Below are 21,599 nucleotides of genomic sequence, written 5' to 3'. Positions count from 1 at the left end.
TGCCGGGAGTGATCGATGCCCAAATCCGTTTTTCGGTTTCTGTCGCGGCAGCCGGATGCGGTCGAGCTGGAAAACGACAGATATCTCCTGCGCCTGCCGCGCTACCAGGATTTCAACCAGTGGCACCGGCTACGCGCCGAAAGCCGCCGGTTCCTGGAACCCTGGGAGCCGACGTGGCGGCGCGACGAGCTGACGGAAGGCGCCTACCGCGCCCGCGTCATCCGCGGCAAGCAGGAATATGCCTCGGGCCAGGCGATCCCGCTGTTCATCTTTCTCAAGGAAGACAAGACGCTCGTCGGCGGCATCACCATCGGTTATATCAGGCGGGGTGCGGCACAAAGCTGCATGATCGGCTACTGGATGGGCGAACGCCATGCCGGCCAGGGGCATATGTTCGCCGCTCTTCAAATGGTTATTCCTTACATCTTCACCGGGCTTGAGTTGCACCGTATCGAAGCAGCCTGTATTCCAGATAACGCGCGCAGCATCCGTCTGCTTGAAAAGGCCGGGTTTCAGCAGGAAGGCTATCTGCGCGGATATTTGAAGATCAACGGTCAGTGGCATGACCATGTGATGTTTTCACGTCTCGCCACCGATACGGATAAAGGCAGGAAAACCGACAGCCGATGACCAGAGACCGCATGCTGCCCAAATCACCGTCCGGACGAGTGATCGCGGTGATCGCAGCCTTTTTGCTGGCGGCGTTCGCCTTGGTGGCGGGCGCTGCCCAGGCGGCCGAACCGGTGAAGATTTCCCGTGACGATACCGCGCTCGACCTGACGGCGACGACCGAAATCTACGTCAACCAGGGCGAGGCCTTCCAGGTTTCGACGGCTGCCGGCGCCGACGGCATCCGCCGCCGCATCGAGGTCAGGGCAAGCTCGGAGAACCACCAGGGCGACTGGGCGGTGTTTGCGCTTGCCAACGTTTCCGAGGAACAGCTCGAACGCGTCATCGTCGCGCCGCATTTCCGTCTGGTCAATTCCAAGCTGTTCTGGCCGGATCTCGGCTCGCAGCGCATCAGCGCCATCACGCCGAGCGAAGGTTTTGCGCTCGACCGGCAGCCGAGCGACGAGGCCGACGTCTTCCGCATCACGCTGAACCCCGGCGCCGTCATCACCTTCGTCGCCGAGCTGTCGACGCCGGAGCTGCCGCAGATCTATCTCTGGGAACCGAACGCCTACAAGGACACGATCAACGCCTTCACGCTCTATCGTGGCATCGTGCTCGGCATTGCCGGGCTGCTGGCCGTGTTCCTGACCATCCTCTTCGTCGTCAAGGGCACGTCGATGCTGCCGGCAACGGCCGCGCTCGCCTGGGCGGTGCTCGGCTATATCTGCGTCGACTTCGGTTTTCTCGGCAAGCTGATCAGCGTCGCCTCGGCCGACCAGCGAATATGGCGCGCCTGCGCCGAAGTGGCGCTCGCCTCGAGTTTCGTCATCTTCCTGTTTACCTATCTCAACCTCAATCGCTGGCATGCGCATCTCGGTTACGCCACCCTTGCCTGGGTGCTCGGCCTTGCCCTGCTCTTCGGCGTGGCGATCTACGATCCATCGATTGCCGCCGGCATCGCCCGGCTGTCCTTCGCGCTGACGGCGGCGACCGGCCTGCTGCTGATCATCTATCTCGGCTTCAACCGCTACGACCGCGCCATTCTGCTGGTGCCGGCCTGGGCGCTGACGCTCGTCTGGCTGTTCGGGGCGTGGCTGACGGTCACCGGCCGGCTCGACAACGACATCATCCAGCCGGCGCTTGGCGGCGGCCTGGTGCTGATCGTGCTCCTGATCGGCTTCACCGTCATGCAGCACGCCTTTGCCGGCGGCGCCTTCCAGCAGGGGCTGTTTTCCGATCTCGAACGGCAATCGCTGGCGCTGACCGGCTCCGGCGACATGGTGTGGGACTGGGATGTGGCGCGCGACCGCGTCGTCACCATTCCCGACGTCTCGGTCAAGCTCGGCCTATCGCCGGGCGCCATGCACGGGGCCGCGCGCAACTGGCTGCCACGGCTGCATCCCGACGACCGCGACCGCTTCCGCGCCACCCTCGACGTGCTGCTCGAACACCGCCGCGGCCGGCTGAACCACGAATTCCGCATCCGCGCCGAGGACGGGCATTTCCACTGGCTGTTGATCCGCGCCCGGCCGGTGCTCGGCTCCAACGGCGAGATCATCCGCTGCGTCGGCACGATCGTCGACGTGACCGAACAGAAGAACTCCGTCGAGCGGCTGCTGCACGATGCGCTGCACGACAATCTGACCGGCCTGCCGAACCGCCAGGTCTTCCTCGACCGGCTGCAGTCGGTGCTGGCGCTGGCGCCGGGCGGTGAGACGCTGCGCCCGACGGTGATGGTGATCGATATCGACCGCTACAAGCTGGTCAACGATGCGCTCGGCGTCGCTGCCGGCGACAATATCCTGATCGCACTGACGCGGCGCCTGCGCCGGCTGTTGAAGCCACAGGACACGCTGGCGCGGCTTGCCGGCGACCAGTTCGGCCTCATCCTGGTCTCCGAGCACAATCCGGCCAAGGTCGCCGATTTTGCCGATGCGATCAGCAAGGCGATCATGGTGCCGATCAATTTCGCCAACCGCGAGATCATCCTGACGGCCTCGGTCGGGCTGGCCTCCTGGGTCGACCGGCAGGAGAGCGCCACCGGCCTGCTCAGCGACGCCGAGCTTGCCATGTACCGGGCCAAACGCGCCGGCGGCAACCGCGTCGAGCCGTTCCAGCCGGCCTTCCGCGACTTCGGCACCGACCGGCTGCAGCTGGAAACGGATCTGCGCCGCGCCATCGAGCGCAAGGAGTTGTCGATGGTCTACCAGCCGATCGCCCGGCTCGAGGATGTCGAGGTCGCCGGCTTCGAGGCGTTGATGCGCTGGGAACATCCCAAGCGCGGCAATATCCCGCCCTCCGAATTCATTCCGATCGCCGAGGCTTCCGACCTTATCGGCCCGCTCGGCATGTTCGCGCTGGAACAGGCGACCAACGATCTGATGAGCTGGCAGAACCAGACCGGCGAGCTGCCGATCTTCGTATCGATCAATCTGTCGAGCGTGCAGCTGCTCAACAACGAACTCTATGACGACGTGCGCTCGGTTCTCGCCAAGACGCATTGCCAGCCTTCGCGCCTCAAGCTCGAACTGACGGAATCCATGGTGATGGAAAATCCGGAGCAGGCCCGGCTGGTGCTGCAGAAGCTGAAGGAAGCCGGCATCGGGCTGGCGCTCGACGATTTCGGCACCGGCTATTCGTCGCTCGCCTATCTCACCCGCTTCCCCTTCGATACGATCAAGCTCGACAAGGCGCTGGTGCGCGACGGCAGCGACAAGAAGGCGACCGTGCTCAGATCGGTGATATCGATGGCGCGCGAACTCGAGATGAAGGTGGTGGCGGAGGGGATCGAGTCCAACGAGGATGCGATCGAACTCGCCAAGATGGGCTGCAGCTACGGACAGAGCTACCTCTTCGGGCCGCCGATCCCGTCGGAATCGGTGCTGCGGCTACTTCGGGAGCGTTTTCCGCTGACCAAGCGGGCGTGAGCGGCGGGCGGTCTCAGCGGTTGCTGATGACCTCCATCTCCGCGAAAATGGCGGTCGACTGCCCGAGCGCCGTGGGGTCGAGAACGGCGACGTTCGCCTGGATGACCCCATCCTCCGTCATCCGTTTGAGCCGGCGTTGGACGGCAGGCGCACAGTTTCGAAATACGCGAATGCAGGGCATTTGCAACCGCCTCCGACGGACCATTGACCAACGGCCTGGGATGTGCGCCTCTCATTGCTTGCACAAGGAAAATCCCATGCTCAAGTTTCTGCTCACCCTCTCATTGGGTGTTTGTTGCGTCTCGCCGCTGCAGGCCGGCGACATCACGCCCGTCACCAAGACTTGCCAGCCGGGAGGAAAACAGGCGCATTGCGAGCGGTGGGTCAAGGATTTCAAGACAGCCCTGGATCTGGCGCATAAGGGCGATCACGGCGCACAGGTGACCGTTGCCTTCTGCCTCTCCACCGGTTGCCATGGCGCCGTCGGCATCGACAGGGTCGCCTCCTGCAGCTGGCACCTCCTCATCGCCAATTCCGGGGCTGCGACCGTGCTCGATGGTTCCAACCTCAGAAACACCTGCCGGCCGATGACGCCGGCGGAAAAAGATCAGGCCCGCGCCCTGTCGCGCGATCTCGTCCAGAAGATCTACAAGCGCCCGATGGTCACGACCGATCAGATGTAATCTTCATTTCGATTTCGACCGATTTTCCTGGCCCTTGATGTCACGGCCAGCGGATCTTATAGGCGATCTGCGCGCTTTCGCGGCCGGCGGGCTCGCCGCCGCAACGCTTGCGTGAAAATAATCTCATTGCCCTCCCGGCTTTCGCCGTTATTCTGCCGGCACAGAAATCGAGAGGACCACGAATGATCCTGCACTGCGTATTCCTGCGGCTGAAGACCGCGATGACGAACGAGGACAAGCAGTCGCTGTTCGAAGCGATCGTCGCCCTGAAACAGGTCATTCCCGGCATATTGGATATCAAATACGGGCCGAATGTTTCCCCCGAGGGACTGCATGCAGGCTTCGTCGACGGTTTTGCCGTCACCTTCGAAAGCCCCGAGGCGCGCGATGCCTATCTCATCCATCCCGAACATGTGATCGTCGGCGAACGCATCGTCTCCTCGACGGATGGTGGCCTTGCCGGCATTCTGGTCTTCGATCTCAACGTCTGAGGGCGGTTCAGCCCACCGAAGCTCCGACTCAGTCCCGGTATGGAATGCGACGCGCTTTACAGCGCCGCGCGTCCTTTCAGACGCCCAAAGGACGCTGTAACATTTTGATTGCTGCATAATTCCTGAAATCGATTCCGATTTAAGGAATTATGCAGTAGCGCGCGTCACCAAGCACAACGTAGGTTCCCGCTCGAAACCCGATCTTGATAAAAGCTGCAAAACGGCCGCTTGCGCAGTCGTGGGGGCCGCGAGAAACCCACGGCCCCGGATTCTCAGCTCGATTTCGCCATGGCGGCGGCGAGCTGGTCGACATTGTAGCGGAACATCTTCTCATAGGTCGGCGCCGGTCCCTTGGCATCGGAGAGCGATTCGACATAGAGCTCGCCACCCGGCTCCGCACCGGTTGCCTTGGCGACCTGCTTGACCAGGCGCGGATCGTTGGAATTCTCGAAGAAATAGGCCTTCACATGCTCGGTCTTGATCTGCTCGATCAGCTTGGCGACGTCGGCGGCCGAGGCTTCGCTTTCGGTGGAGAGGCCGAGCGGGGCGAGGAAGCTGACATTATATTCGCGGCCGAAATAGCCGAAGGCATCATGGCTGGTCAGCACCTTGCGGCGGTCGTCGGCAATGCCGTCGAATTTCGCATGGGCGTAAGCGTTCAGCTCGTCCAGCGTCTTGGTGTATTTCTCGGCATTGGCCTTGAAGGCAGCGGCATCGGCCGGATCGGCCGATGACAGCGCCTTTTCGATATTGGCGACCCAGATCTTGACGTTGACGGGGCTGTTCCAGACATGCGGATCGGTAATTTTTTCGCCGTCCTCTTCCATGGTGCTGACGTCGATGCCTTCGGAGACCGTCACCGGCTTGCCCTTGTAGCCAGAGGCGGTGATCAGCCGGTCCATCCAGCCTTCCAGGCCTTCGCCGCTGACAAAGGTCACTTCGGCCGCGTTCAAATTCTTGGCGTCAACAGGCGACGGCTCGAATTCATGGGGGTCGCCGTTCGGCCCGACGAGGCTCGTCACCTTGACGTGATCGCCGCCGACTTGTTTCACGACGTCGGCAAGCACGGTGAAGGAGGCCACGACCTTCAGCGTCTCGGCGGAAGCCGGCACGGCCGACAGCGCCATCAAAGCGGGGATTGCGGCGGAGAGAAGCAGTCTGTGCGGTGTCATCGAAGTCTCCTTGGGATCAGCCCTTCAAATGCGGGCGGGGAAAGAAGCGCCGGGCGATGCCCGAGGGCGCGAAAAGGATGGAGAAGGCGTAAATCACAGCCGCCGTCATGATGATCGTCGGGCCGGAGGCAAGCTCCAGATGGTAAGAGGCGATCAGCCCGAGATAGCCGGAGGCGGCGGCACTTGAAGCAGCGATCGCCATCATCACGGCCAGGCTGCGCGACCAGAGCTGGGCGACGGCTGCCGGCAGCATCATCAGGCCGACCGCCATCAGCGTGCCGAGCGCCTGGAAGCTGGCGACGAGGTTCAGCACCACCAGCAACAGGAAGAGCACATGATAGACCGGCCCGCGGCCGCCGACGGCGCGCAGGAAACCGGGATCGAAACATTCGGCCACCAGCGGCCGGTAGATGAAGGCGAGGACGACAAGGGTCAGCGAGGTGATCGCGCCGATCAGATAAAGCGCCGAAGCATCGATCGCCAGGATGGTGCCGAAGAGCACGTGCAGCAGATCGATATTCGAGCCGCGCAGCGAGACGATCAGCACGCCGAGCGCCAGCGATGCGAGATAGAAGCTGGCAAAACTCGCATCCTCCTGCAGCACGGTCATCCGGCTGACGGCGCCCGATAGCAGCGCCACCGACAGGCCGGCGACAAGGCCGCCGAGCCCCATCGCCGTCAGCGACAGCGAGCCGGCGACGAGATAACCGATCGCCGCCCCCGGCAGCACGGCATGGCTCATGGCATCGCCCATCAGGCTCATGCGCCTGAGCATCAGGAAGACGCCGATCGGCCCGGAGCCGAGCCCGAGGCAAAGGCAGGCGACGAGCGCCCGGCGCATGAAGCCGAAATCGGCAAAGGGCGCGAGGAAGAGATCGTAAGCCGTCATGCCGCCGGCACCTGTTCGGGGCCGCAAGCCTCGGCATCCTCGTCCCAGCGCTCGGCCATGGCGCGGGCTTTCAGCAGATTGGCCGACGACATGACCTCGGCGGTCGGCCCCCATCCCACCAGCTCGCGGGCAAGCAGCAGGGTCTCGGGGAAATGCGCCCGGACGAGTTCGAAATCATGCAGCACGGCGATAACGGTGCGGCCCTCGCCATGCCAGCGGGTGACGATATCGATGAGGTCTTTGGTGGTGCGGGCATCGATTGCCGTAAACGGCTCGTCGAGCAGGATGATGCCGGCATCCTGCAGCAACAGGCGGGCAAAAAGCACACGCTGGAACTGTCCGGCCGACAGCGATCCGACATGGCGTTTTCCGAAACCTTCGAGGCCGACCGCGGACAACGCCTCGCCTGCCCTTTTGATCTCGCCCGGCGCGATGCGGCCGAAGGCGCCTGCCGTCTTCCAAGCGCCGAGCATGACGGTGTCGATGACCGAGATCGGAAAGCGCCGGTCGATCTCGGCCGCCTGCGGGAGATAACCGAACTCCGCCCGCCCCAGCCGATGCTCGACCCTGCCCTCGGCCGGGCGAAGCTCCCCCATGATCGCCTTCAACAGCGTCGACTTACCCGCCCCGTTCGGCCCGGCAATCGCCGTCAGGCTGCCGGGCGCAAAGGCACCGGAGACGTGATGGATGGCGGGGTGCCGGTTATAGGCGACCGTCAGATTGTCGATACGGATCACCGGCATCATGGCAGCAGAACCGCCCAATGGATCGCCAGCCAGAGGACGGCAACCGCCAACGAGATGCCGATCACCCTTGAAAGAGCCGACTGTCCCAGCAGGCTGACGGAGGGGCGATCGGGGCTGGGGGGCATTGGCTGATCCTAAAATGTAATAACATTACGGTTATGTTATAACGATTGCGGCGAGATTGAGGCGGGATTTGTTAGCGACCTTATTATTGCGGGATAGGGAGGTGCGGCCATTTGACAGCCCGGTGCTTCAGAGCCAGACTTGCTCCATGATCAGACCGTGGCACCTCATTGTCGACCATATTCGCAGTGTACGAGAAAGTTCGGCAGACGAAAGCTTTTCGTCGGCCTTGCTGGGGGTCGAGCAACTCGCGGATTTCATCGCTCATAGTTCACTTCGGCACCCGCTGTTTGGATGGACATCAATGGCTGATCTGTGCATCCAACAAACTGGGCACCCCCCGCCCTCGGTGGCCCATCTTCGGATTTCAGCGCAACCATCGGGCCTGATCGAATTCCGCTATATCGATACGGCCGTGGAACACCGGCAGTGGACGCGGACGGAACCGCCAGAACGAGCCGTTCACAGGCTCACGACCTTCTTAGACCAACTTCATTGGGTTTCCGGTCCCGCGACAATTTTGCCGGAGCCGCAAATTGACGAGTTCACGGCGTAAGCGGAGCGCCCGAGGTCAAGCCTGAGCGTGAAGCGCGCTAAGGAGTACGATCGACGGAGGCGCAACGCCCCCCCATCCCGCCAAACATCGCTGTCTTACTCCAAAAACCACCCCACTCTCCGTCCTCCTCGGGCTTGACCCGAGGATCCATTCCGCCCTCGACCGCACCGGGCGTGGATCCCAGGCTCGGAGGCCTGGGATGACGGAGTTTGGGGCGCGATTCCGGCAAACTCGCCGTTGGCGTGCGTCCCTCATCCGGCTGCCGCCACCGACCGGGGTCGAGCCACGGGTCTCGACCCGTCCTTCGGACCCCCGTAAACGGGGCGAAGGGAATATGCCGCGCCCTCTCCGTCCCTCGCCAACGTTTCGCAGGGCACGTCCCCTCGCCCCGTCAGAACGGGGAGAGGGTTAGGATGAGGGGCAGCCTCCCGCCCGACATCTATCGCAAACTCAGAGCAGTTCCAGCATCGCCGCAGCACCCGAAACCGTTGCCTGGCCCGGGCTTTCTTCGACGTTCAAGGCTTTGACGACGCCGTCTTCAACCAGCATCGAATAGCGCTTGGAGCGCAGGCCGAGGCTGCCGGCGGAGAGGTCGGCGTCGAGGCCGACGGCCTTGGTGAAGCCGGCGTCCCAATCGGCGAGGAAGTGGATCTTGCCCAGGCCGCCGGAGGATTGCGCCCAGGCGCCCATCACGTGCCAGTCGTTCACGGCGATGACAGCGATGTCGTCAACGCCCTTGCCGAGGATGGTGTCGCGGTTTTCCAGATAACCCGGCAGATGGTTCAGCGAGCAGGTGGGCGTGAAGGCGCCCGGCACGGCAAACAGCACGACGCGCTTGCCGGAGAAGAGCTGTTCGGTTGTGATTTCGACCGGGCCGTCGGCGGTCTTTTCCTTGAAGGTGGCGGCAGGAAGCTTGTCGCCGATCGCGATGGTCATGATCTTCTCCTTGAGTTCCGGTTTTTAGGTTTTGGGATTCCGGCTGGGCGGCGGGCGCCGCAGGGGCTCTGCCGCGACTATAAGAGCCGGTCATTCAAAGGCAAGTGCGGTCTCCATCGCCCGCGCGCCGTCGATGACCAGCACACCCCAGCGCTTGCCCGATATGTCGTAATTATCAGGCAACTTGCCGATGGCGACATCGACCTTGAAGATGGCGCCGTCGCGTTTACCGCCGATCTGCTTGGTGAAGGCATAACCGCTCGGCCCGGTGACGATGATATCGGGGGCGCCCTTGCTCTCGCCTGAACCCTTGGCCGGCAAGACCAGCGTCAGCGACAGCGTCTTCCTGTCTGGCGACATCGCATGCGCGGTCACGTCGAAATCGGCCGACGGCGGCTTCGGCAGCCTTGCATCGGCCGCCTGAAGGATCGCCTCCTCCTCCGGGTGCGACTGGATGGCGGGGCCGAGCTTCAGCTGAAAATTCGCCTGGAAGGGTATGCAGATATCCCTGCAGATGCCGATGAAGGCCAAGGCGTCGATCGCGACCGGCCCCTTGCCTGCCGCCGTCAAGGACAGCGGCAGCGTCACCGGCGCATCATAGGCGATATCCTCGATCGCACCGTTGAAAAAATGTTTGGGAACGGGATAGCCGATGGCATCGAGCGTGACGCCGCTGCCCGCCGCCATGGTCACCTGAGGCGGAATACCGTTGCCGCCGGGCTCTTTCCAATAGGTGATCCAGCCGGGCTTCGGCTCGATCTGCAGAGCGGCGCGGATTTTGCCGCCGGCATCGGGTGCCAGCGCCACCAGCCGCATGCGGCCGCCCTCATTGTCCGCCCAGGCGCTCATTTCCGCATGGGCGGAACAAAGGGGGACAAGAGCTGCGGCCGCCGAAAAGACCGCCATGAAAAGCCGACGCGAGACCGAGGAAATAATCATCATGGAACAACGGTTTACCGAAACTGAGGTTTCGCCGCCAGAAGTCGCGGCGATTTAAATCTTCATTTTCAGTTGATTGATGTGTGACATTGGCCCATGCTTCTCTTGTCAAGGCCTCGGTGCGGTTGGCAGCAGGAGGAACGATGTCCTTATCGACGCTGAAGAACAGACGGGAACGTGGCTTCTTCGATGGCCAGTTCCTCATTGCCATGCCCGGTATGGAAGACCGCAACTTCGCGCGCACGGTGATCTATATCTGCGCGCATTCGGATGCCGGCGCCATGGGCTTCGTCATCAACCGGCCGCAGAGCCTGACCTTCACCGATGTGCTCTTGCATCTCGACATGATCAAGCAGGAAGATTCGATCGTGCTGCCGAAACGGGCGCGCGACTTTCCGATCCAGACCGGCGGCCCGGTGGAAAGCGGCCGCGGCTTCGTGCTGCATTCGGACGATTATTCCAGCGACTCCTCGATCCCCGTCAGCGACGACATCTGCCTGACGGCGACGCTCGATATCGTGCGCGCCATCTCCAAGGGCGATGGGCCGACGCGCGCGACCATGCTGCTCGGCTATTCCTCTTGGGGCGCCGGCCAGCTGGAAAACGAGGTGGTCAACAATGGCTGGCTTACCTGCCCGGCCAACGAGGAACTGATCTTCGATCGCAGTCTCGACGACAAATACGAGCGGGCGCTTGCCGGCATGGGCGTGACCGCGGCCATGCTTTCGGCCGAAGCCGGCCACGCCTGATAAGAGTTGGCCTGATAAAGCTGGAACGAATTGCGCCGGCTGACGTTTCATTTCGGCAAACACGGGCACGAGGCCCATGCTTGACGAAGGAGACATCACATATGGGTAGCACCAGCGACAAGATCTCAGGCAAGGCAAACGAAATTGCCGGCAAGACCAAACAGGCCGTCGGCAAAGCCACCGATGATCGCGAAATGCAAGCCAAGGGCGCCGTTCAGGAAGCCAAGGGCAAAGGCCAGGTCGCAACCGGCAAGGTCAAGGACAAGCTCAAGGGCGCTGTGGACCGGCTCTGAGCCCTAAGCTCATCCGTTATCAACCATGCCTGCTGCGCCTCGCGCGGCAGGCATTTTTTAATCCGCCCACCCTCATGGCAGGGACATAAGATGAAGCTTTTCGCCTGCGACAACTGCGATCAGGTCGTCCACTTCGACAACCGCCATTGCGTGCGCTGCAACCATCGGCTGGGCTTCCGGCCGGATGATCTCGCCATGCATGCGCTGGAGCCGCGCGACGAGACGCTCTGGCAGCTTGTTTCGAATCCCGAGCGCGACGTCCGCTTCTGCGCCAATGCCGGCCTCGATATCTGCAACTGGCTGGTGGACGGCGATAGCGAAAGCGAATTCTGCGTTGCCTGCCGCCATAACCGGCTGGTCCCGAACACCGATACCCAGAACGGCATCGATCGCTGGCGGCGCATCAGCCAGGCGCAGCGTCATCTGTTTTATTCGCTCTTGCGCTGGAGGCTGCCGCATCCCGATCGGATGCAGGATCCTCAAGGTGGCCTGGTTTTCGATTTCCTCGAGGATTCGATCGAGAGCAACGGTTATGTCGTGCCGGCCATGACCGGCCACGAGGAAGGCCTGATCACCATCCGCGCCGCCGAAGCCGACGATGCGACGCGCGAACAGGCGCGCAGCTCGATGAACGAACCCTACCGCACGCTGCTCGGGCATTTCCGCCACGAGAGCGGCCATTTCATCTGGAACAAGCTGGTGCGTGACCAGAATGGCCTTGCGGATTTCCGCGCCGTTTTCGGTGACGAACGGCAGGATTATGCAGCCGCCCTGCAAAACCACTATGCCGGCGGCGCGCCCTTGGGCTGGCAGGACAATTTCATCAGCGCCTATGCGGCATCCCACCCCTGGGAGGATTTCGCCGAATGTTTCGCCCATTACCTCCATATCGTCGACACGCTCGAAACCGCCCGCGCCTTCGGCATCGCCATCGATCCGCGCGGCCATGAGGAAATAGCGGGCGAGGTGGATTTCCTCCCCTACCGGGCGAAAAGCGCCGAACAGCTGGTCAGCGCCTGGGTGCCGCTCAGCCTGGCGATCAACGCTATCCAGCGCAGCATGGGCCAGCCCGACTCCTACCCCTTCGTGCTGTCTTCACCCGTGGTGGTAAAGCTCGAATATCTGCACCGGCTGATCCAGGGGGCTGCGACGGCGTCGTAGCGGGTGGGGTGAGTTGCTGGAGAAGGGTGTCGCGGCGAACTTCACTGATGCAGCGCGAAAAGTGCCAAACGGCCGCTTCGCTGCCATGAGGCGCCGCCCTATCCCCACCCTCATTCCTGTGCCTGTCACAGGAATCCAGTGCGCCCAAGTCCTTGGGCGCGAGAAACTCTTTCACGTTACATGAGTCATTCACCGCGCCGACGCGCGGTGGCTGGATTCCTGTGACGAGCACAGGAATGAGGGAGCGCGGAGGAGGCAATCTGGCCTATTGTCGGCCTCCAGAACCAGAGATCAGCCCTTTTGCCGCATATTGGAGGACTCAGAACCATGGACGATGCTGCTCGAACCATGATCGTGCTGGATGCCAGCAATTCCCGCTTCCAATTGCGGGCCGGTGCATTGATCCGATCCCATGGCCATATCCTCATCCATCGCGTCGTCGGCGACACTTTCTGGGTCCTGCCCGGCGGGCGCGTGGAGTTTCACGAGGCGGGCGCAGAAACGCTTGCCCGCGAAATAGAAGAGGAGATCGGCTGCCAGGCCACGGTCGGGCCATTGCGCTTCATCATCGAGAATTTTTTCGAGCTCGCGGGACGAAGGGTTCATGAAGTCGGTTTCTACTATGAGGCGGAGCTCCTGAGCGCCCTGCCCTTCCATGAAACCGATATCGTCCACCGTATCCGTGACGGCGCAGCCGATCTGGAATTTTGCTGGGCTTTGCCAAGCCGGGCCGCACTCGATCGGTTCAATCTGCAACCGATGCCGCTGCGTGACCTCATCGAGACGATGCCGGACGGGGTCCAGCATCTGGTGCGGCGCGATATGGCGGCCCGATGAAGTCACCTTAGACCGCTGCCTGCCCGGTTAAATCCTCAACCCAGAGAGATCGCCGCCTGCCCCTTGCATGTTCAATTTGCGCTGATTGTTGGATGATCGGTGCGCACTCCGGGGGATGGCCATCCCCCGGAGTGCGGACGGCCGGGACCGCAAGCCCCTTGGCTTGAACCGGGGATGAGATTGGTCCGGCCGTCCTCGCGTTTGTCCTGAACAGATGATGGGGAGCAAGTCCCGCATGCAAGGCAAGGTTTCGTTCCAAGAAGACGCGATGCCGGTAGTTTATGCCGGTGTGGACGTGAGTAAAGAGTGGCTGGATGTTCATCTGCATCCGCTGGGCGAAAGCCGGCGGTTTAGCAATGACAAGACCGGCATCGGCCAGCTGAAACGGCTGCTGGCCAGGTATCGGCCCGAACGCATCGTGATGGAGGCAACCGGCAAGTTCCATCGCCCCGCCCATCGCTCGCTGTGGCATGATGGCTTTGCCGTCGCCGTGATCGATCCGCTGCGCGCACGCATGTTTGCCCGCGCCTGCGGTTATCTCGCCAAGACCGACCGGCTCGACGCCCGTTTCCTGGCGCTCTTGGCCGAGAGCCTGCGCCCACCGGCCGACGCGCCGCCAAGTCCTCACATTGAAGCCTTGCAGGAACTGGTCAACGCACGATCGGCAGCCAAAGGCGACCTTGCCGCCCAACAAAATCGCAGCAAGACCGCCACCACCGCCTTTCTGCGCAGCGAACTCAACCGCCTTGTGCGCAAGCTGGAACAGCATATCGACCGTCTCGACAAAGAGATCGAGCGATATGTCGGCAAGGATCCGCAGCTCCGCCGCAAGGCCGAGATCCTCACCTCCATTCCCGGCATCGGCCGCGTCACCGCCCTGGCCTTGATGGCCGGCATGGACGAGCTGGGCAGTTGTTCGGGCAAGCAGGCGGCCATGCTGGCAGGCCTTGCTCCTATCGCCAACGACAGCGGTGCTAGAACCGGACGGCGTTCTATCCGCGCCGGCGGGCCCGCACCCCGGCGCGCCCTCTACATGGCAGCCTTGTCGGCATGTCGCTACAATCCCGCGCTTGCGCGTTTCGCAGAAACCCTCAAAGCCGCAGGAAAACCAGCCAAGGTCGTCCTTGTTGCCATCATGCGCAAACTGCTCGTGCTGGCAAACTGTCTTCTATCTCAGGATCGACTCTGGGCCCCAAATCCACCTTGACATCCAACACAGATTCTCATCCGCCTGCCGCCACCTTCTCCCCGTAAACGGGGCGAAGGGACAATGCCGCAACCTCTCCGTTCCCCACTCACCTCTCGCATGGCACGTCCCCTCTCCCCGTCAGAACGGGGAGAGGGTTAGGGTGAGGGGCAGCCTTTAGGCACAGGCGTAACGCCTATCCGGCTAAAACGAAACCGCCTTGCCCTTCTTGAACGGCTCCATGCCCCGGCGCGCCAGTTCATCGGCGCGTTCGTTTTCCGGGTGGCCGGCGTGGCCCTTGACCCAGTGCAGCGTCACGGTGTGGCGGTTGCGGGCTTCTTCGAGCGCCTGCCAGAGTTCGGCGTTCTTCACCGGCTTCTTGTCCGCAGTCTTCCAGCCGTTTTTCTTCCAGCCGAAAATCCACTTGGAGATGCCGTCCTTGACGTAGGCGCTGTCGGTATAGAGATCGACCTCGCAAGGGCTCTTCAGCGCCTGCAGGGCGGAGATTGCCGCCAGCAGTTCCATGCGGTTGTTGGTGGTATCCGCCTCGCCGCCGCAAAGCTCCTTTTCGACGTCGCCATACCGTAGCACGGCGCCCCAGCCGCCGGGGCCGGGATTGCCGGAGCATGCGCCGTCGGTGAAGATATCGACGTGTTTCATAGGCTCAATCCGTATTCGGCGGCCGAGCCGATCTGGCGGTGGAAACGCAGCTTGCGGAGATATTCGAGCGGGTCCTTCTTGGTGACCATGGCACCCTCGGGCGTCATCAGCCAATCATAAAGCCGGGTCAGGAAGAAACGCAGCGCCGACCCGCGCGACAGCACCGGCAGGGCGGCGATCTCATCATCGCTCAACGGGCGGACACTCTGATAACCCTCGAGCATCGCCGTGCCCTTGGTGATGTTATAGGCGCCGTCCTTTTCGAAGCACCAGGCATTCAGGCAGATCGACACGTCATAGGCGAGCAGGTCGTTGCAGGCGAAATAGAAATCGATCAGGCCGGAGAGCTGATCGCCGAGGAAAAAGACGTTGTCGGGGAAGAGGTCGGCATGGATGACGCCGGCAGGCAGGCTCTTCGGCCAGGCGGCGGAGAGGAAATCGAGTTCGCCGCGGATTTCGTCCTGCAGGCCGGGCTCGACCTCGCCGGCGCGATCCGCCGACCTTTCCCAGAGCCCCCGCCAGCCGTCGATCGACAGCGCATTCGGACGCTTCAATTCGAAACCCTCGCCGGCCACATGCATTTCGGCCAGCGCCCGGCCGACCTCACGGCAATGTTTGGCCTCCGGCTTTCTCAGCCACATGCCTTCGAGGAAGGAGATCAGCGCGGCCGGGCGGCCGGAGAGCGAGCCGAGCAGCGCGCCGTCGCGCCGCGGCAGCGGCAGCGGGCAGGAGAGACCCCGGGCGGAAAGATGCTGCATCAGGCCGAGGAAGAACGGCAGGTCGGTCTTTTCCACGCGCTTTTCATAGAGCGTCAGGATCAGCGGATCCTTGGAGGTGTGCAGCAGAAAATTGGAGTTTTCGACGCCTTCGGCAATGCCCTTGTAGGAGAGCAGGCTTCCCGCGTCATATTCCGTCAGGAACCATTTCAGATCGTCTTCGGCGATATCGGTATAGACTGCCAAGTGAGGTCGCCTTCATGCATTGCTGTTATCGGATCCGCCGCATCGATCATCCGGCGTCGTGATATGGTCCTCAGGATCAGCCGTTGACGAAGGCCATGTCGGCCGCCGTCAGCTCGATACCGCGCAATTCGCGGTTGACCAGGAAATTCTCGGTTTCCTGCACCGTCTCGGCCAGTTCGACCTGAGCGTCGAAGCGGGCACGGAAAGCCTCGATGATCTCGTTGACGATGACCTCGGGGGCCGAAGCGCCGGCGGACAGGCCGAGCGTCGAAATCGCGCCGATCTCCTCCCAGTCGAGTTCGGCGGCGCGCTGCACCAGGATCGATTTTTTCGCCCCTGCCCTCAGCGCCACTTCGACGAGCCGCTTGGAATTGGAGGAATTCGGCGCGCCGACGATGATGAAGAGATCGCAGCCGGGGGCCGCCTGCTTCACCACTTCCTGGCGGTTGGTCGTCGCATAACAGATCGAATCGGCTGCCGGCGCAGTCAGATTGGGGAAACGCTCATGCAGGCGGGCGATGACACCGGCCGTGTCGTCGACCGACAGCGTCGTCTGGGTGACGTAGCCGAGATTGTCTGGATCGGCGGGAATATAGGCGTCGGCATCCTCGATCGTCTCGATCAGCGAAACCGAACCTTCCGGCAGTTGCCCCATGGTGCCGATCACCTCGGGATGGCCGGCATGGCCGATGAGCACGACATGGCGGCCGAGGCGATTATGGCGCATCGCCTGCTTGTGGACTTTGGAGACCAGCGGGCAGGTGGCGTCGAGATAGAAGAGATTGCGGCTCGCAGCATCCTCCGGCACCGATTTCGGCACACCATGGGCGGAGAAAACCACCGGCTGGGCGCGATGCTCGGCCGGGATCTCGTCCAGTTCCTCGACGAAGACGGCGCCCTTGGCCTCCAGCCCCTCGACGACATAACGATTGTGAACGATCTCGTGGCGCACATAGACCGGCGCGCCGTAGGATTTCAGCGCCAGCACGACGATCTGGATCGCCCGGTCGACACCGGCGCAGAAGCCGCGCGGCCCGCAGAGCCTGATCGTCAAAGGAGGTTTCGCCGCAATATTCATGTCCGTTCCGTCAAATTCCGTCCCGCAGGGGAGCAAGGGACCTCTAGCTCAATATAAGCGAGAATTGAAGCGATACTATTGCGCCGGCGGCTTGGCCCCTTTGCGAAACCAGGAGATCCCCACCACGGCGACGAGCACGGCGGCCAGCCCATACCAGGTGAAGGCATATTGCAGATGGTCGTTCGGCAGATCGACCTGGGTAACGCCGCCGATCGGCAGGCCGGCCGGATTGGGAGTCGAATCGGCATCGACAAAAAACGGGATGACGCGGGCCTTGTCGAGCCCGACGCTCTCGGCCATCACGTCGAGATCCTTCCAGTAGAAGATATTCTTGGCAACGTCGTTGTCGGGCACCACCCAGGAGGGTTTGCCGGGCAGTTTGCTGCGCGCCAGGCCGGTGACGGTCTGCTGATCCGTCAACTGGCCCTGCATGCGCATTTCCGGCTCCTTGTTCTCGTAGGGAACGAAGCCGCGGTTGACCAGGAGAGTGCGCCCGTCGGCAAGCTCGAGCGGCGTATAGACGTAGAAGCCGGTCTGGCCGCGCCAGGTGGCGAAGAAGTGGCGCTCCTTGTTGTTGATGTAGCGGCCGGTGGCGGTGACCTTGCGATATTCGATGTCGCCGCCGGAAGCCGCCATCGCCTCGATCTCGGCGAGCGGCACCGGGGCGGCCACTTGCCGCGCAGCGATATCGGCAAGCAGGCCTTCCTTCCAGTGGAGGCGTTCCACCTGCCAGGTGCCGAGCGAAATCAGGATGGCGAGCGCGATCAGCACCAGGATGCCGGTTGCCAGAGGCAATCGGCGGCGCGCCGCGACATTGTCGATATCAGTCACTCAGGCGTCCTTCGCGGGCATTGTGGCGGTATTGCATGGCGATCAGGATGCCCTTGAACCAGCGCAGCGTCGCGAGCGACAGGATAATCGTCAGCGGGCCGAAGAGCAGCATATGCACCCAGATCGGCGGCCCGTAATTCACCTGCAGCCACAGCACCATGCCGATGACGATGAAACCGACGATCAGGATGACGAAGACGGCGGGACCGTCGCCGGCATCGGCGAAGGAATAATCGAGGCCGCAGGAGGCGCAGCGCGGCTTCAGGCCGAGCAGGCCATCAAACAGCTTGCCCTGCCCGCAGCGCGGGCAGCAGCCTTTGATGCCAGTCTTGACCGGATCGACGGGGGGAAAATGGGCGCTGTCCTCGTTCATGCCATTCCTTCTGACAATTCCATGCTGCCTTAACTCTCCCATAAAGTATTCGCATCCCGAATGGAAAGGCCTGCGCGGTTTCGCCTCACCGATTCGCGCCAAACAGAAGAAGAAGACTGATGACCCAGGACAGCCATGCCGGACAGATCATTATCCTGAACGGCGCGCCGCGCAGCGGCAAATCCAGCATTGCACGCGCAATCCAGGATGAATTCGAGGGACCGTGGATCAACCTCGGCGTCGACAGCTACAATGATATGACGCCGAAGCGCTACCTGCCCGGCATCGGCCTCAGGCCGGGCGGCGAGCGGCCGGAGCTCGAGGAACTGGTGCCGTTCCTCTATGCGGCGCTTTACGAATCGATCGCCATCCATGCCGGGCTGGGGCTCAATGTGGTCGCCGATCTCGGCCATCATGACAGCTATTCGCAGCCACTCGGCATTCTCGCCGACTGCATCAGGCGCCTGCAAGGCTTTTCCGTGCTGTTCGTCGGCGTGCACTGTCCGATCGCGACGATCATGCAGCGGCGTGAGATCAAACAAGAGGGCCGCGAGACCCTTTATGCAAGAGCCACTGAAGAGGTGCCGATCCCCGAACCGGTGCAGCGCTGGCAGGATGAAGTGCACCGGCCTGGCATCTACGACATGGAGGTCGATACGTCGGTGCTGACACCGCTCGAATGCGCCGAAGCGATCCGACATCAATTGGATCTCGGCATTCCCGAACCTTCAGCCTTCGAACGGATCGCCGGCGGGCGGTGAGGCGATAGAGCCCTCGTCTCGGATCAGGAGATTGCGGCGCCCCCGCTGCCTACCGCCGCTGCTCTCCTATCCGTCCCTGAGTGCCGATAGGCACCTCGCATCTTGCGCCTGTCTCTCGCCTCTTGCCAATCGTGCCCCTCAACCTCCGTCATGCTCGGCCTTGAGCCGAGCATCCATACGCAGCACTCCAAGAGATATGTTTTTCGTTCTTTCGTCGAAGGCCGTTGCAGTGCGTATAATTAACAAACTCCTCGTGGCGTGGATGCTCGGCTCAAGGCCACTGCTGTCCGGTTTAAATTGTGTCACCATTGGAGGCTCATCTGGCCGGGATTTCCGGGAGGGTTGTTGCGTGGTTTTAGCAGGCGGTCGATCCTTTTGCGGTGCATCAGGTTGGTGCGCACCAGGCGGGCGAAGGCCAGCGGGCTTATGATGGTGGCCTGGTCGGCCTTTGCCATCTGCAGCAGCAGATAGGCGATCAGAGCGACGGCCACCTGGATGCGCACTGCATTTTCGCTGTTGCCGAGGAAATGGCGGATTTTCAGCGTCTGCTTGACCCAGCGGAAGAACAGTTCGATCGCCCAGCGGCGCTTGTAAAGTGCGGCGATCTCCTCGGCCGGGGCGGTAAGATCGTTGGAGAAGATGCGCAATATCTTGCCGGTTTCGATCCGCACGCCGATCTCGCGCACCGGCCGGTTCATCGGATTGCGGCGGCTCCTGGCCTGGCGCTGCGGCAACAGGCCGATGCGGTCGAACAGGATGCCGGCATCCTCGTTGACCGCCTGCTCGGCGCTCGCTGTCAGTTTCGTATGGGACTTGAGGCGGGTGACGATGCGGCAGCCGGCGGCATCCAGCTTCGCCCACCAGCCGAAATCGTAATAGCCGAGATCGAAGACATAGGTGGCGCCCGCCTCGATCGGCATCTCCTTGGCGGCGGTGATGTCGTTGACATTGGCCGCGGTGACGGCCGCATAGATCGGCCGTTCGGCATTGGCATCATAGACGACGTGCATCTTGGCGCCGCAGGCCTGATCGGAAAAGCGGGCCCACTGCGATCCCGCCCCGGAAAGTGGCAGACTGCTGCCGTCGATCAGATAGACCGCCTCGCCGATGGCCCGCTTGAGGCCGCGCCCGGCGCGGGCCAGCATCTGCGTAAACAACTCGGTAAAAACGGCGCTCGGACGCAGGCCGTTGGCATCGGCGAAAGTCGAGCGCGACACCGGGCGAGCGCCGAGATGGTAAAGGCGGGCACTATGGCTTTCCAGGGACCCGACGATCTCGCGCAGGCTGACGGCACCGGCAAGCTGGCCGTAAAGCAGGGCGATCAACTGGCTCTTCGTCGACAGCCGCCGAACATGCTTGTCGGCCTGATGCTCCTCCACAAGTCTTTCGAAGATCGTCCACGGAATCCGCTTCAACAGATCATGAAAGACGCTATTGTCATGCCGCACGGTGTTGCTCCTATTTCGTGTCCGAGATCGTCGCGAAACGCTCGAATACGAGTAGAATCAACACCGTGCACCATGTCCACTAAATTTAAACCGGACAGCAGTGGCTCAAGGCCGAGCATGACGGAGATTGAGGAATCCTGTGAGGCAGGAGGCGCCAGCTGCTCGCCACTTCGGCGCTACGCGCTCCCACGTTTGGCCATCCTCCGGGCTTGATGTAAATCCCGACGATGACGGTGCCGGGTGAGACGGAATCACAAAAAAGGCGGGCACCAGGCCCGCCTTTTCCATGAATATCGCTGCAATCAGCCGGCTGCGACGGGAGCGCCCCAGCCGCCCCAGACGTAGATGCAGAAGAACAGGAAGAGCCAGACGACGTCGACGAAGTGCCAGTACCAGGCGGCGGCTTCAAAGCCGAAATGCTGCTTCGGGGTAAAGTCGCCGCGCAGCGCGCGGATCAGGCAGACCAGCAGGAAGATGGTGCCGACGAGGACATGGAAACCATGGAAACCTGTCGCCATGAAGAAGGTCGCGCCGTAGATCGAATTCTTGAAGGCGAAGGGCGCGTGGGCATATTCGTAGGCCTGCACGCAGGAGAACAGCACACCGAGCAGCACCGTCAGAACCAGGCCCTGGATCAGGCCCTTGCGGTCGTTGTGCAGCAGCGCATGATGCGCCCAGGTGACCGTCGTGCCGGAGAGTAGCAGGATGACGGTGTTGTAGATCGGCAGGTGCCAGGGATCGAGCACTTCGATGCCCTTCGGCGGCCAGGTGCCGCCGGTATAGAGCAGGCGGGCGGCCTGGATCGCTTCATTCGGATAGAGGCTGGCGTCGAAATAGGCCCAGAACCAGGCAACGAAGAACATCACTTCCGAAGCGATGAACATGATCATGCCGTAGCGCAGGTGCAGCGAGACGACGCGGGTGTGGGCACCCTCATGGGCTTCCTTCACCGTATCGGCCCACCAGCCGTACATGACGTAGAGAACCAGGGCGAAGCCGATGTAAAAGAGCCAGGGATTGGCAAGTTCGGCGCCGGCAAGCTTGAAGGAGCCGCCGCTCAGATAGCGCATGTAGCAGACGCCGCCGATTGCCATGATGAAGGCGCCGAGCGAGGCGAGTATCGGCCACGGGCTCGGATCGATGATGTGATAGTCGTGATTCTTCTGATGAGCATCGGCCATGTAGC

Annotated in this window: 23 protein-coding genes and 1 pseudogene; 10 read left to right on the top strand and 14 right to left on the bottom strand. The window is 62.3% G+C overall.

Going from position 1 to position 21,599, the window contains the following annotated elements:
• The first annotated feature begins 15 nt into the window (after positions 1-15).
• Both RHEC894_RS04885 and RHEC894_RS04880 read left to right on the top strand, forming a co-directional pair.
• The gene (locus RHEC894_RS04885) at positions 16-630 is read left to right on the top strand and encodes a GNAT family protein (RefSeq protein ID WP_010067690.1); all 615 of its coding nucleotides are present in this window, start codon (positions 16-18) and stop codon (positions 628-630) included.
• Positions 627-3,539, top strand: coding sequence for a sensor domain-containing phosphodiesterase (locus tag RHEC894_RS04880; protein ID WP_085736471.1), 2,913 nt, complete (start codon positions 627-629; stop codon positions 3,537-3,539). Before RHEC894_RS04885 ends, RHEC894_RS04880 begins: the two co-directional genes overlap by 4 nt.
• Before the next feature lie 22 nt (positions 3,540-3,561).
• On the opposite strand, the pseudogene RHEC894_RS04875 reads toward RHEC894_RS04880, so the two are convergent.
• Positions 3,562-3,690 (bottom strand): annotated as a pseudogene (locus tag RHEC894_RS04875) (AsnC family transcriptional regulator); the annotation flags it as partial.
• Positions 3,691-3,796: 106 nt separating this feature from the next.
• On the opposite strand from RHEC894_RS04875, the gene RHEC894_RS04870 reads away from it, so the two are divergent.
• Together RHEC894_RS04870 and RHEC894_RS04865 are read left to right on the top strand one after the other, a co-directional pair.
• A complete protein-coding gene (locus tag RHEC894_RS04870; protein ID WP_085736470.1) occupies positions 3,797-4,222 on the top strand; it encodes a hypothetical protein in 426 nt (141 codons plus the stop codon).
• Positions 4,223-4,404: 182 nt separating this feature from the next.
• Complete coding sequence (locus tag RHEC894_RS04865) at positions 4,405-4,713, top strand: Dabb family protein (protein WP_010068006.1); 309 nt, start codon at positions 4,405-4,407, stop codon at positions 4,711-4,713.
• A gap of 272 nt (positions 4,714-4,985) precedes the next feature.
• Here the strand turns inward: RHEC894_RS04865 and RHEC894_RS04860 are convergent, their stop codons facing one another.
• From RHEC894_RS04860 to RHEC894_RS04835, 6 genes are all read right to left on the bottom strand, one after another.
• On the bottom strand, positions 4,986-5,885 hold the full coding sequence (locus RHEC894_RS04860; RefSeq protein WP_085736469.1) for a zinc ABC transporter substrate-binding protein: 900 nt from the start codon (positions 5,883-5,885) through the stop codon (positions 4,986-4,988).
• Between the two features lie 16 nt (positions 5,886-5,901).
• Positions 5,902-6,774, bottom strand: coding sequence for a metal ABC transporter permease (locus tag RHEC894_RS04855; RefSeq protein WP_085736468.1), 873 nt, complete (start codon positions 6,772-6,774; stop codon positions 5,902-5,904).
• On the bottom strand, positions 6,771-7,520 hold the full coding sequence (locus tag RHEC894_RS04850; RefSeq protein ID WP_085736467.1) for a metal ABC transporter ATP-binding protein: 750 nt from the start codon (positions 7,518-7,520) through the stop codon (positions 6,771-6,773). Before RHEC894_RS04850 ends, RHEC894_RS04855 begins: the two co-directional genes overlap by 4 nt.
• On the bottom strand, positions 7,517-7,645 hold the full coding sequence (locus RHEC894_RS33740; protein WP_012556822.1) for a hypothetical protein: 129 nt from the start codon (positions 7,643-7,645) through the stop codon (positions 7,517-7,519). The genes RHEC894_RS04850 and RHEC894_RS33740 overlap by 4 nt, the downstream gene beginning before the upstream one ends.
• Positions 7,646-8,649: 1,004 nt before the next feature.
• Complete coding sequence (locus RHEC894_RS04840) at positions 8,650-9,135, bottom strand: peroxiredoxin (protein WP_085736466.1); 486 nt, start codon at positions 9,133-9,135, stop codon at positions 8,650-8,652.
• A 90-nt stretch (positions 9,136-9,225) separates the two neighbouring features.
• Positions 9,226-10,077, bottom strand: a complete 852-nt coding sequence (locus RHEC894_RS04835; RefSeq protein WP_085736465.1) for a protein-disulfide reductase DsbD domain-containing protein — start codon at positions 10,075-10,077, stop codon at positions 9,226-9,228.
• A gap of 140 nt (positions 10,078-10,217) precedes the next feature.
• Here RHEC894_RS04835 and RHEC894_RS04830 point away from each other — a divergent pair, with 140 nt between their 5' ends.
• The 5 genes from RHEC894_RS04830 to RHEC894_RS04810 all read left to right on the top strand — a co-directional run bounded on the left by RHEC894_RS04830 (position 10,218) and on the right by RHEC894_RS04810 (position 14,321).
• The gene (locus tag RHEC894_RS04830) at positions 10,218-10,823 is read left to right on the top strand and encodes a YqgE/AlgH family protein (protein ID WP_085736464.1); all 606 of its coding nucleotides are present in this window, start codon (positions 10,218-10,220) and stop codon (positions 10,821-10,823) included.
• A 101-nt stretch (positions 10,824-10,924) separates the two neighbouring features.
• On the top strand, positions 10,925-11,116 hold the full coding sequence (locus RHEC894_RS04825; RefSeq protein ID WP_003546001.1) for a CsbD family protein: 192 nt from the start codon (positions 10,925-10,927) through the stop codon (positions 11,114-11,116).
• Between the two features lie 90 nt (positions 11,117-11,206).
• Complete coding sequence (locus RHEC894_RS04820; RefSeq protein ID WP_085736463.1) at positions 11,207-12,277, top strand: putative zinc-binding metallopeptidase; 1,071 nt, start codon at positions 11,207-11,209, stop codon at positions 12,275-12,277.
• Positions 12,278-12,604: 327 nt separating this feature from the next.
• The gene (locus RHEC894_RS04815; RefSeq protein ID WP_085736462.1) at positions 12,605-13,114 is read left to right on the top strand and encodes an NUDIX domain-containing protein; all 510 of its coding nucleotides are present in this window, start codon (positions 12,605-12,607) and stop codon (positions 13,112-13,114) included.
• Positions 13,115-13,349: 235 nt separating this feature from the next.
• Positions 13,350-14,321, top strand: a complete 972-nt coding sequence (locus tag RHEC894_RS04810; protein WP_085736461.1) for an IS110 family transposase — start codon at positions 13,350-13,352, stop codon at positions 14,319-14,321.
• A gap of 183 nt (positions 14,322-14,504) precedes the next feature.
• Here RHEC894_RS04810 and rnhA read toward each other — a convergent pair whose 3' ends face one another.
• The 5 genes from rnhA to RHEC894_RS04785 all read right to left on the bottom strand — a co-directional run bounded on the left by rnhA (position 14,505) and on the right by RHEC894_RS04785 (position 18,204).
• Positions 14,505-14,960: a ribonuclease HI gene (rnhA, locus tag RHEC894_RS04805; protein ID WP_003588090.1), complete on the bottom strand. Its 456-nt coding sequence runs from the start codon at positions 14,958-14,960 to the stop codon at positions 14,505-14,507.
• Positions 14,957-15,922, bottom strand: coding sequence for a homoserine kinase (locus tag RHEC894_RS04800; protein WP_085736460.1), 966 nt, complete (start codon positions 15,920-15,922; stop codon positions 14,957-14,959). The genes rnhA and RHEC894_RS04800 overlap by 4 nt, the downstream gene beginning before the upstream one ends.
• Positions 15,923-15,998: 76 nt before the next feature.
• Positions 15,999-17,000: a 4-hydroxy-3-methylbut-2-enyl diphosphate reductase gene (gene ispH, locus RHEC894_RS04795; protein ID WP_085736459.1), complete on the bottom strand. Its 1,002-nt coding sequence runs from the start codon at positions 16,998-17,000 to the stop codon at positions 15,999-16,001.
• Positions 17,001-17,075: 75 nt separating this feature from the next.
• Entirely contained in the window at positions 17,076-17,831 is a 756-nt protein-coding gene (locus RHEC894_RS04790; protein ID WP_085736458.1) for an SURF1 family protein, read from the bottom strand.
• Positions 17,824-18,204: a DUF983 domain-containing protein gene (locus tag RHEC894_RS04785; RefSeq protein ID WP_085736457.1), complete on the bottom strand. Its 381-nt coding sequence runs from the start codon at positions 18,202-18,204 to the stop codon at positions 17,824-17,826. Before RHEC894_RS04785 ends, RHEC894_RS04790 begins: the two co-directional genes overlap by 8 nt.
• Positions 18,205-18,323: 119 nt before the next feature.
• Between RHEC894_RS04785 and RHEC894_RS04780 the strand changes: the two genes are divergently transcribed.
• A complete protein-coding gene (locus RHEC894_RS04780; protein WP_085736456.1) occupies positions 18,324-18,965 on the top strand; it encodes a chloramphenicol phosphotransferase in 642 nt (213 codons plus the stop codon).
• A gap of 302 nt (positions 18,966-19,267) precedes the next feature.
• On the opposite strand, the gene RHEC894_RS04775 is transcribed toward RHEC894_RS04780, so the two are convergent.
• Entirely contained in the window at positions 19,268-20,413 is a 1,146-nt protein-coding gene (locus RHEC894_RS04775; protein WP_010069540.1) for an IS4 family transposase, read from the bottom strand.
• Positions 20,414-20,715: 302 nt separating this feature from the next.
• Positions 20,716-21,594: a cytochrome c oxidase subunit 3 gene (locus tag RHEC894_RS04770; RefSeq protein WP_085736455.1), complete on the bottom strand. Its 879-nt coding sequence runs from the start codon at positions 21,592-21,594 to the stop codon at positions 20,716-20,718.
• Positions 21,595-21,599 lie beyond the last annotated feature (5 nt).

The organism is Rhizobium sp. CIAT894, from assembly GCF_000172795.2.
GTDB lineage: Bacteria > Pseudomonadota > Alphaproteobacteria > Rhizobiales > Rhizobiaceae > Rhizobium.
This window is presented reverse-complemented; position numbering and strand designations above follow the sequence as displayed.

What these genes read in the sequence shown, in the direction of transcription:
- RHEC894_RS04785 (WP_085736457.1), bottom strand. Translation starts at nt 18,204, where the DNA reads ATGAACGAGGACAGCGCCCATTTTCCCCCCGTCGATCCGGTCAAGACT.
- RHEC894_RS04855 (WP_085736468.1), bottom strand. Translation starts at nt 6,774, where the DNA reads ATGACGGCTTACGATCTCTTCCTCGCGCCCTTTGCCGATTTCGGCTTC.
- RHEC894_RS04780 (WP_085736456.1), top strand. Translation starts at nt 18,324, where the DNA reads ATGACCCAGGACAGCCATGCCGGACAGATCATTATCCTGAACGGCGCG.
- rnhA (WP_003588090.1), bottom strand. Translation starts at nt 14,960, where the DNA reads ATGAAACACGTCGATATCTTCACCGACGGCGCATGCTCCGGCAATCCC.
- RHEC894_RS04860 (WP_085736469.1), bottom strand. Translation starts at nt 5,885, where the DNA reads ATGACACCGCACAGACTGCTTCTCTCCGCCGCAATCCCCGCTTTGATG.
- RHEC894_RS04870 (WP_085736470.1), top strand. Translation starts at nt 3,797, where the DNA reads ATGCTCAAGTTTCTGCTCACCCTCTCATTGGGTGTTTGTTGCGTCTCG.
- RHEC894_RS04865 (WP_010068006.1), top strand. Translation starts at nt 4,405, where the DNA reads ATGATCCTGCACTGCGTATTCCTGCGGCTGAAGACCGCGATGACGAAC.
- RHEC894_RS04850 (WP_085736467.1), bottom strand. Translation starts at nt 7,520, where the DNA reads ATGATGCCGGTGATCCGTATCGACAATCTGACGGTCGCCTATAACCGG.
- RHEC894_RS04885 (WP_010067690.1), top strand. Translation starts at nt 16, where the DNA reads ATGCCCAAATCCGTTTTTCGGTTTCTGTCGCGGCAGCCGGATGCGGTC.
- RHEC894_RS33740 (WP_012556822.1), bottom strand. Translation starts at nt 7,645, where the DNA reads ATGCCCCCCAGCCCCGATCGCCCCTCCGTCAGCCTGCTGGGACAGTCG.
- RHEC894_RS04815 (WP_085736462.1), top strand. Translation starts at nt 12,605, where the DNA reads ATGGACGATGCTGCTCGAACCATGATCGTGCTGGATGCCAGCAATTCC.
- RHEC894_RS04820 (WP_085736463.1), top strand. Translation starts at nt 11,207, where the DNA reads ATGAAGCTTTTCGCCTGCGACAACTGCGATCAGGTCGTCCACTTCGAC.
- RHEC894_RS04825 (WP_003546001.1), top strand. Translation starts at nt 10,925, where the DNA reads ATGGGTAGCACCAGCGACAAGATCTCAGGCAAGGCAAACGAAATTGCC.
- RHEC894_RS04835 (WP_085736465.1), bottom strand. Translation starts at nt 10,077, where the DNA reads ATGATGATTATTTCCTCGGTCTCGCGTCGGCTTTTCATGGCGGTCTTT.
- RHEC894_RS04810 (WP_085736461.1), top strand. Translation starts at nt 13,350, where the DNA reads ATGCAAGGCAAGGTTTCGTTCCAAGAAGACGCGATGCCGGTAGTTTAT.
- RHEC894_RS04770 (WP_085736455.1), bottom strand. Translation starts at nt 21,594, where the DNA reads ATGGCCGATGCTCATCAGAAGAATCACGACTATCACATCATCGATCCG.
- ispH (WP_085736459.1), bottom strand. Translation starts at nt 17,000, where the DNA reads ATGAATATTGCGGCGAAACCTCCTTTGACGATCAGGCTCTGCGGGCCG.
- RHEC894_RS04880 (WP_085736471.1), top strand. Translation starts at nt 627, where the DNA reads ATGACCAGAGACCGCATGCTGCCCAAATCACCGTCCGGACGAGTGATC.
- RHEC894_RS04830 (WP_085736464.1), top strand. Translation starts at nt 10,218, where the DNA reads ATGTCCTTATCGACGCTGAAGAACAGACGGGAACGTGGCTTCTTCGAT.
- RHEC894_RS04840 (WP_085736466.1), bottom strand. Translation starts at nt 9,135, where the DNA reads ATGACCATCGCGATCGGCGACAAGCTTCCTGCCGCCACCTTCAAGGAA.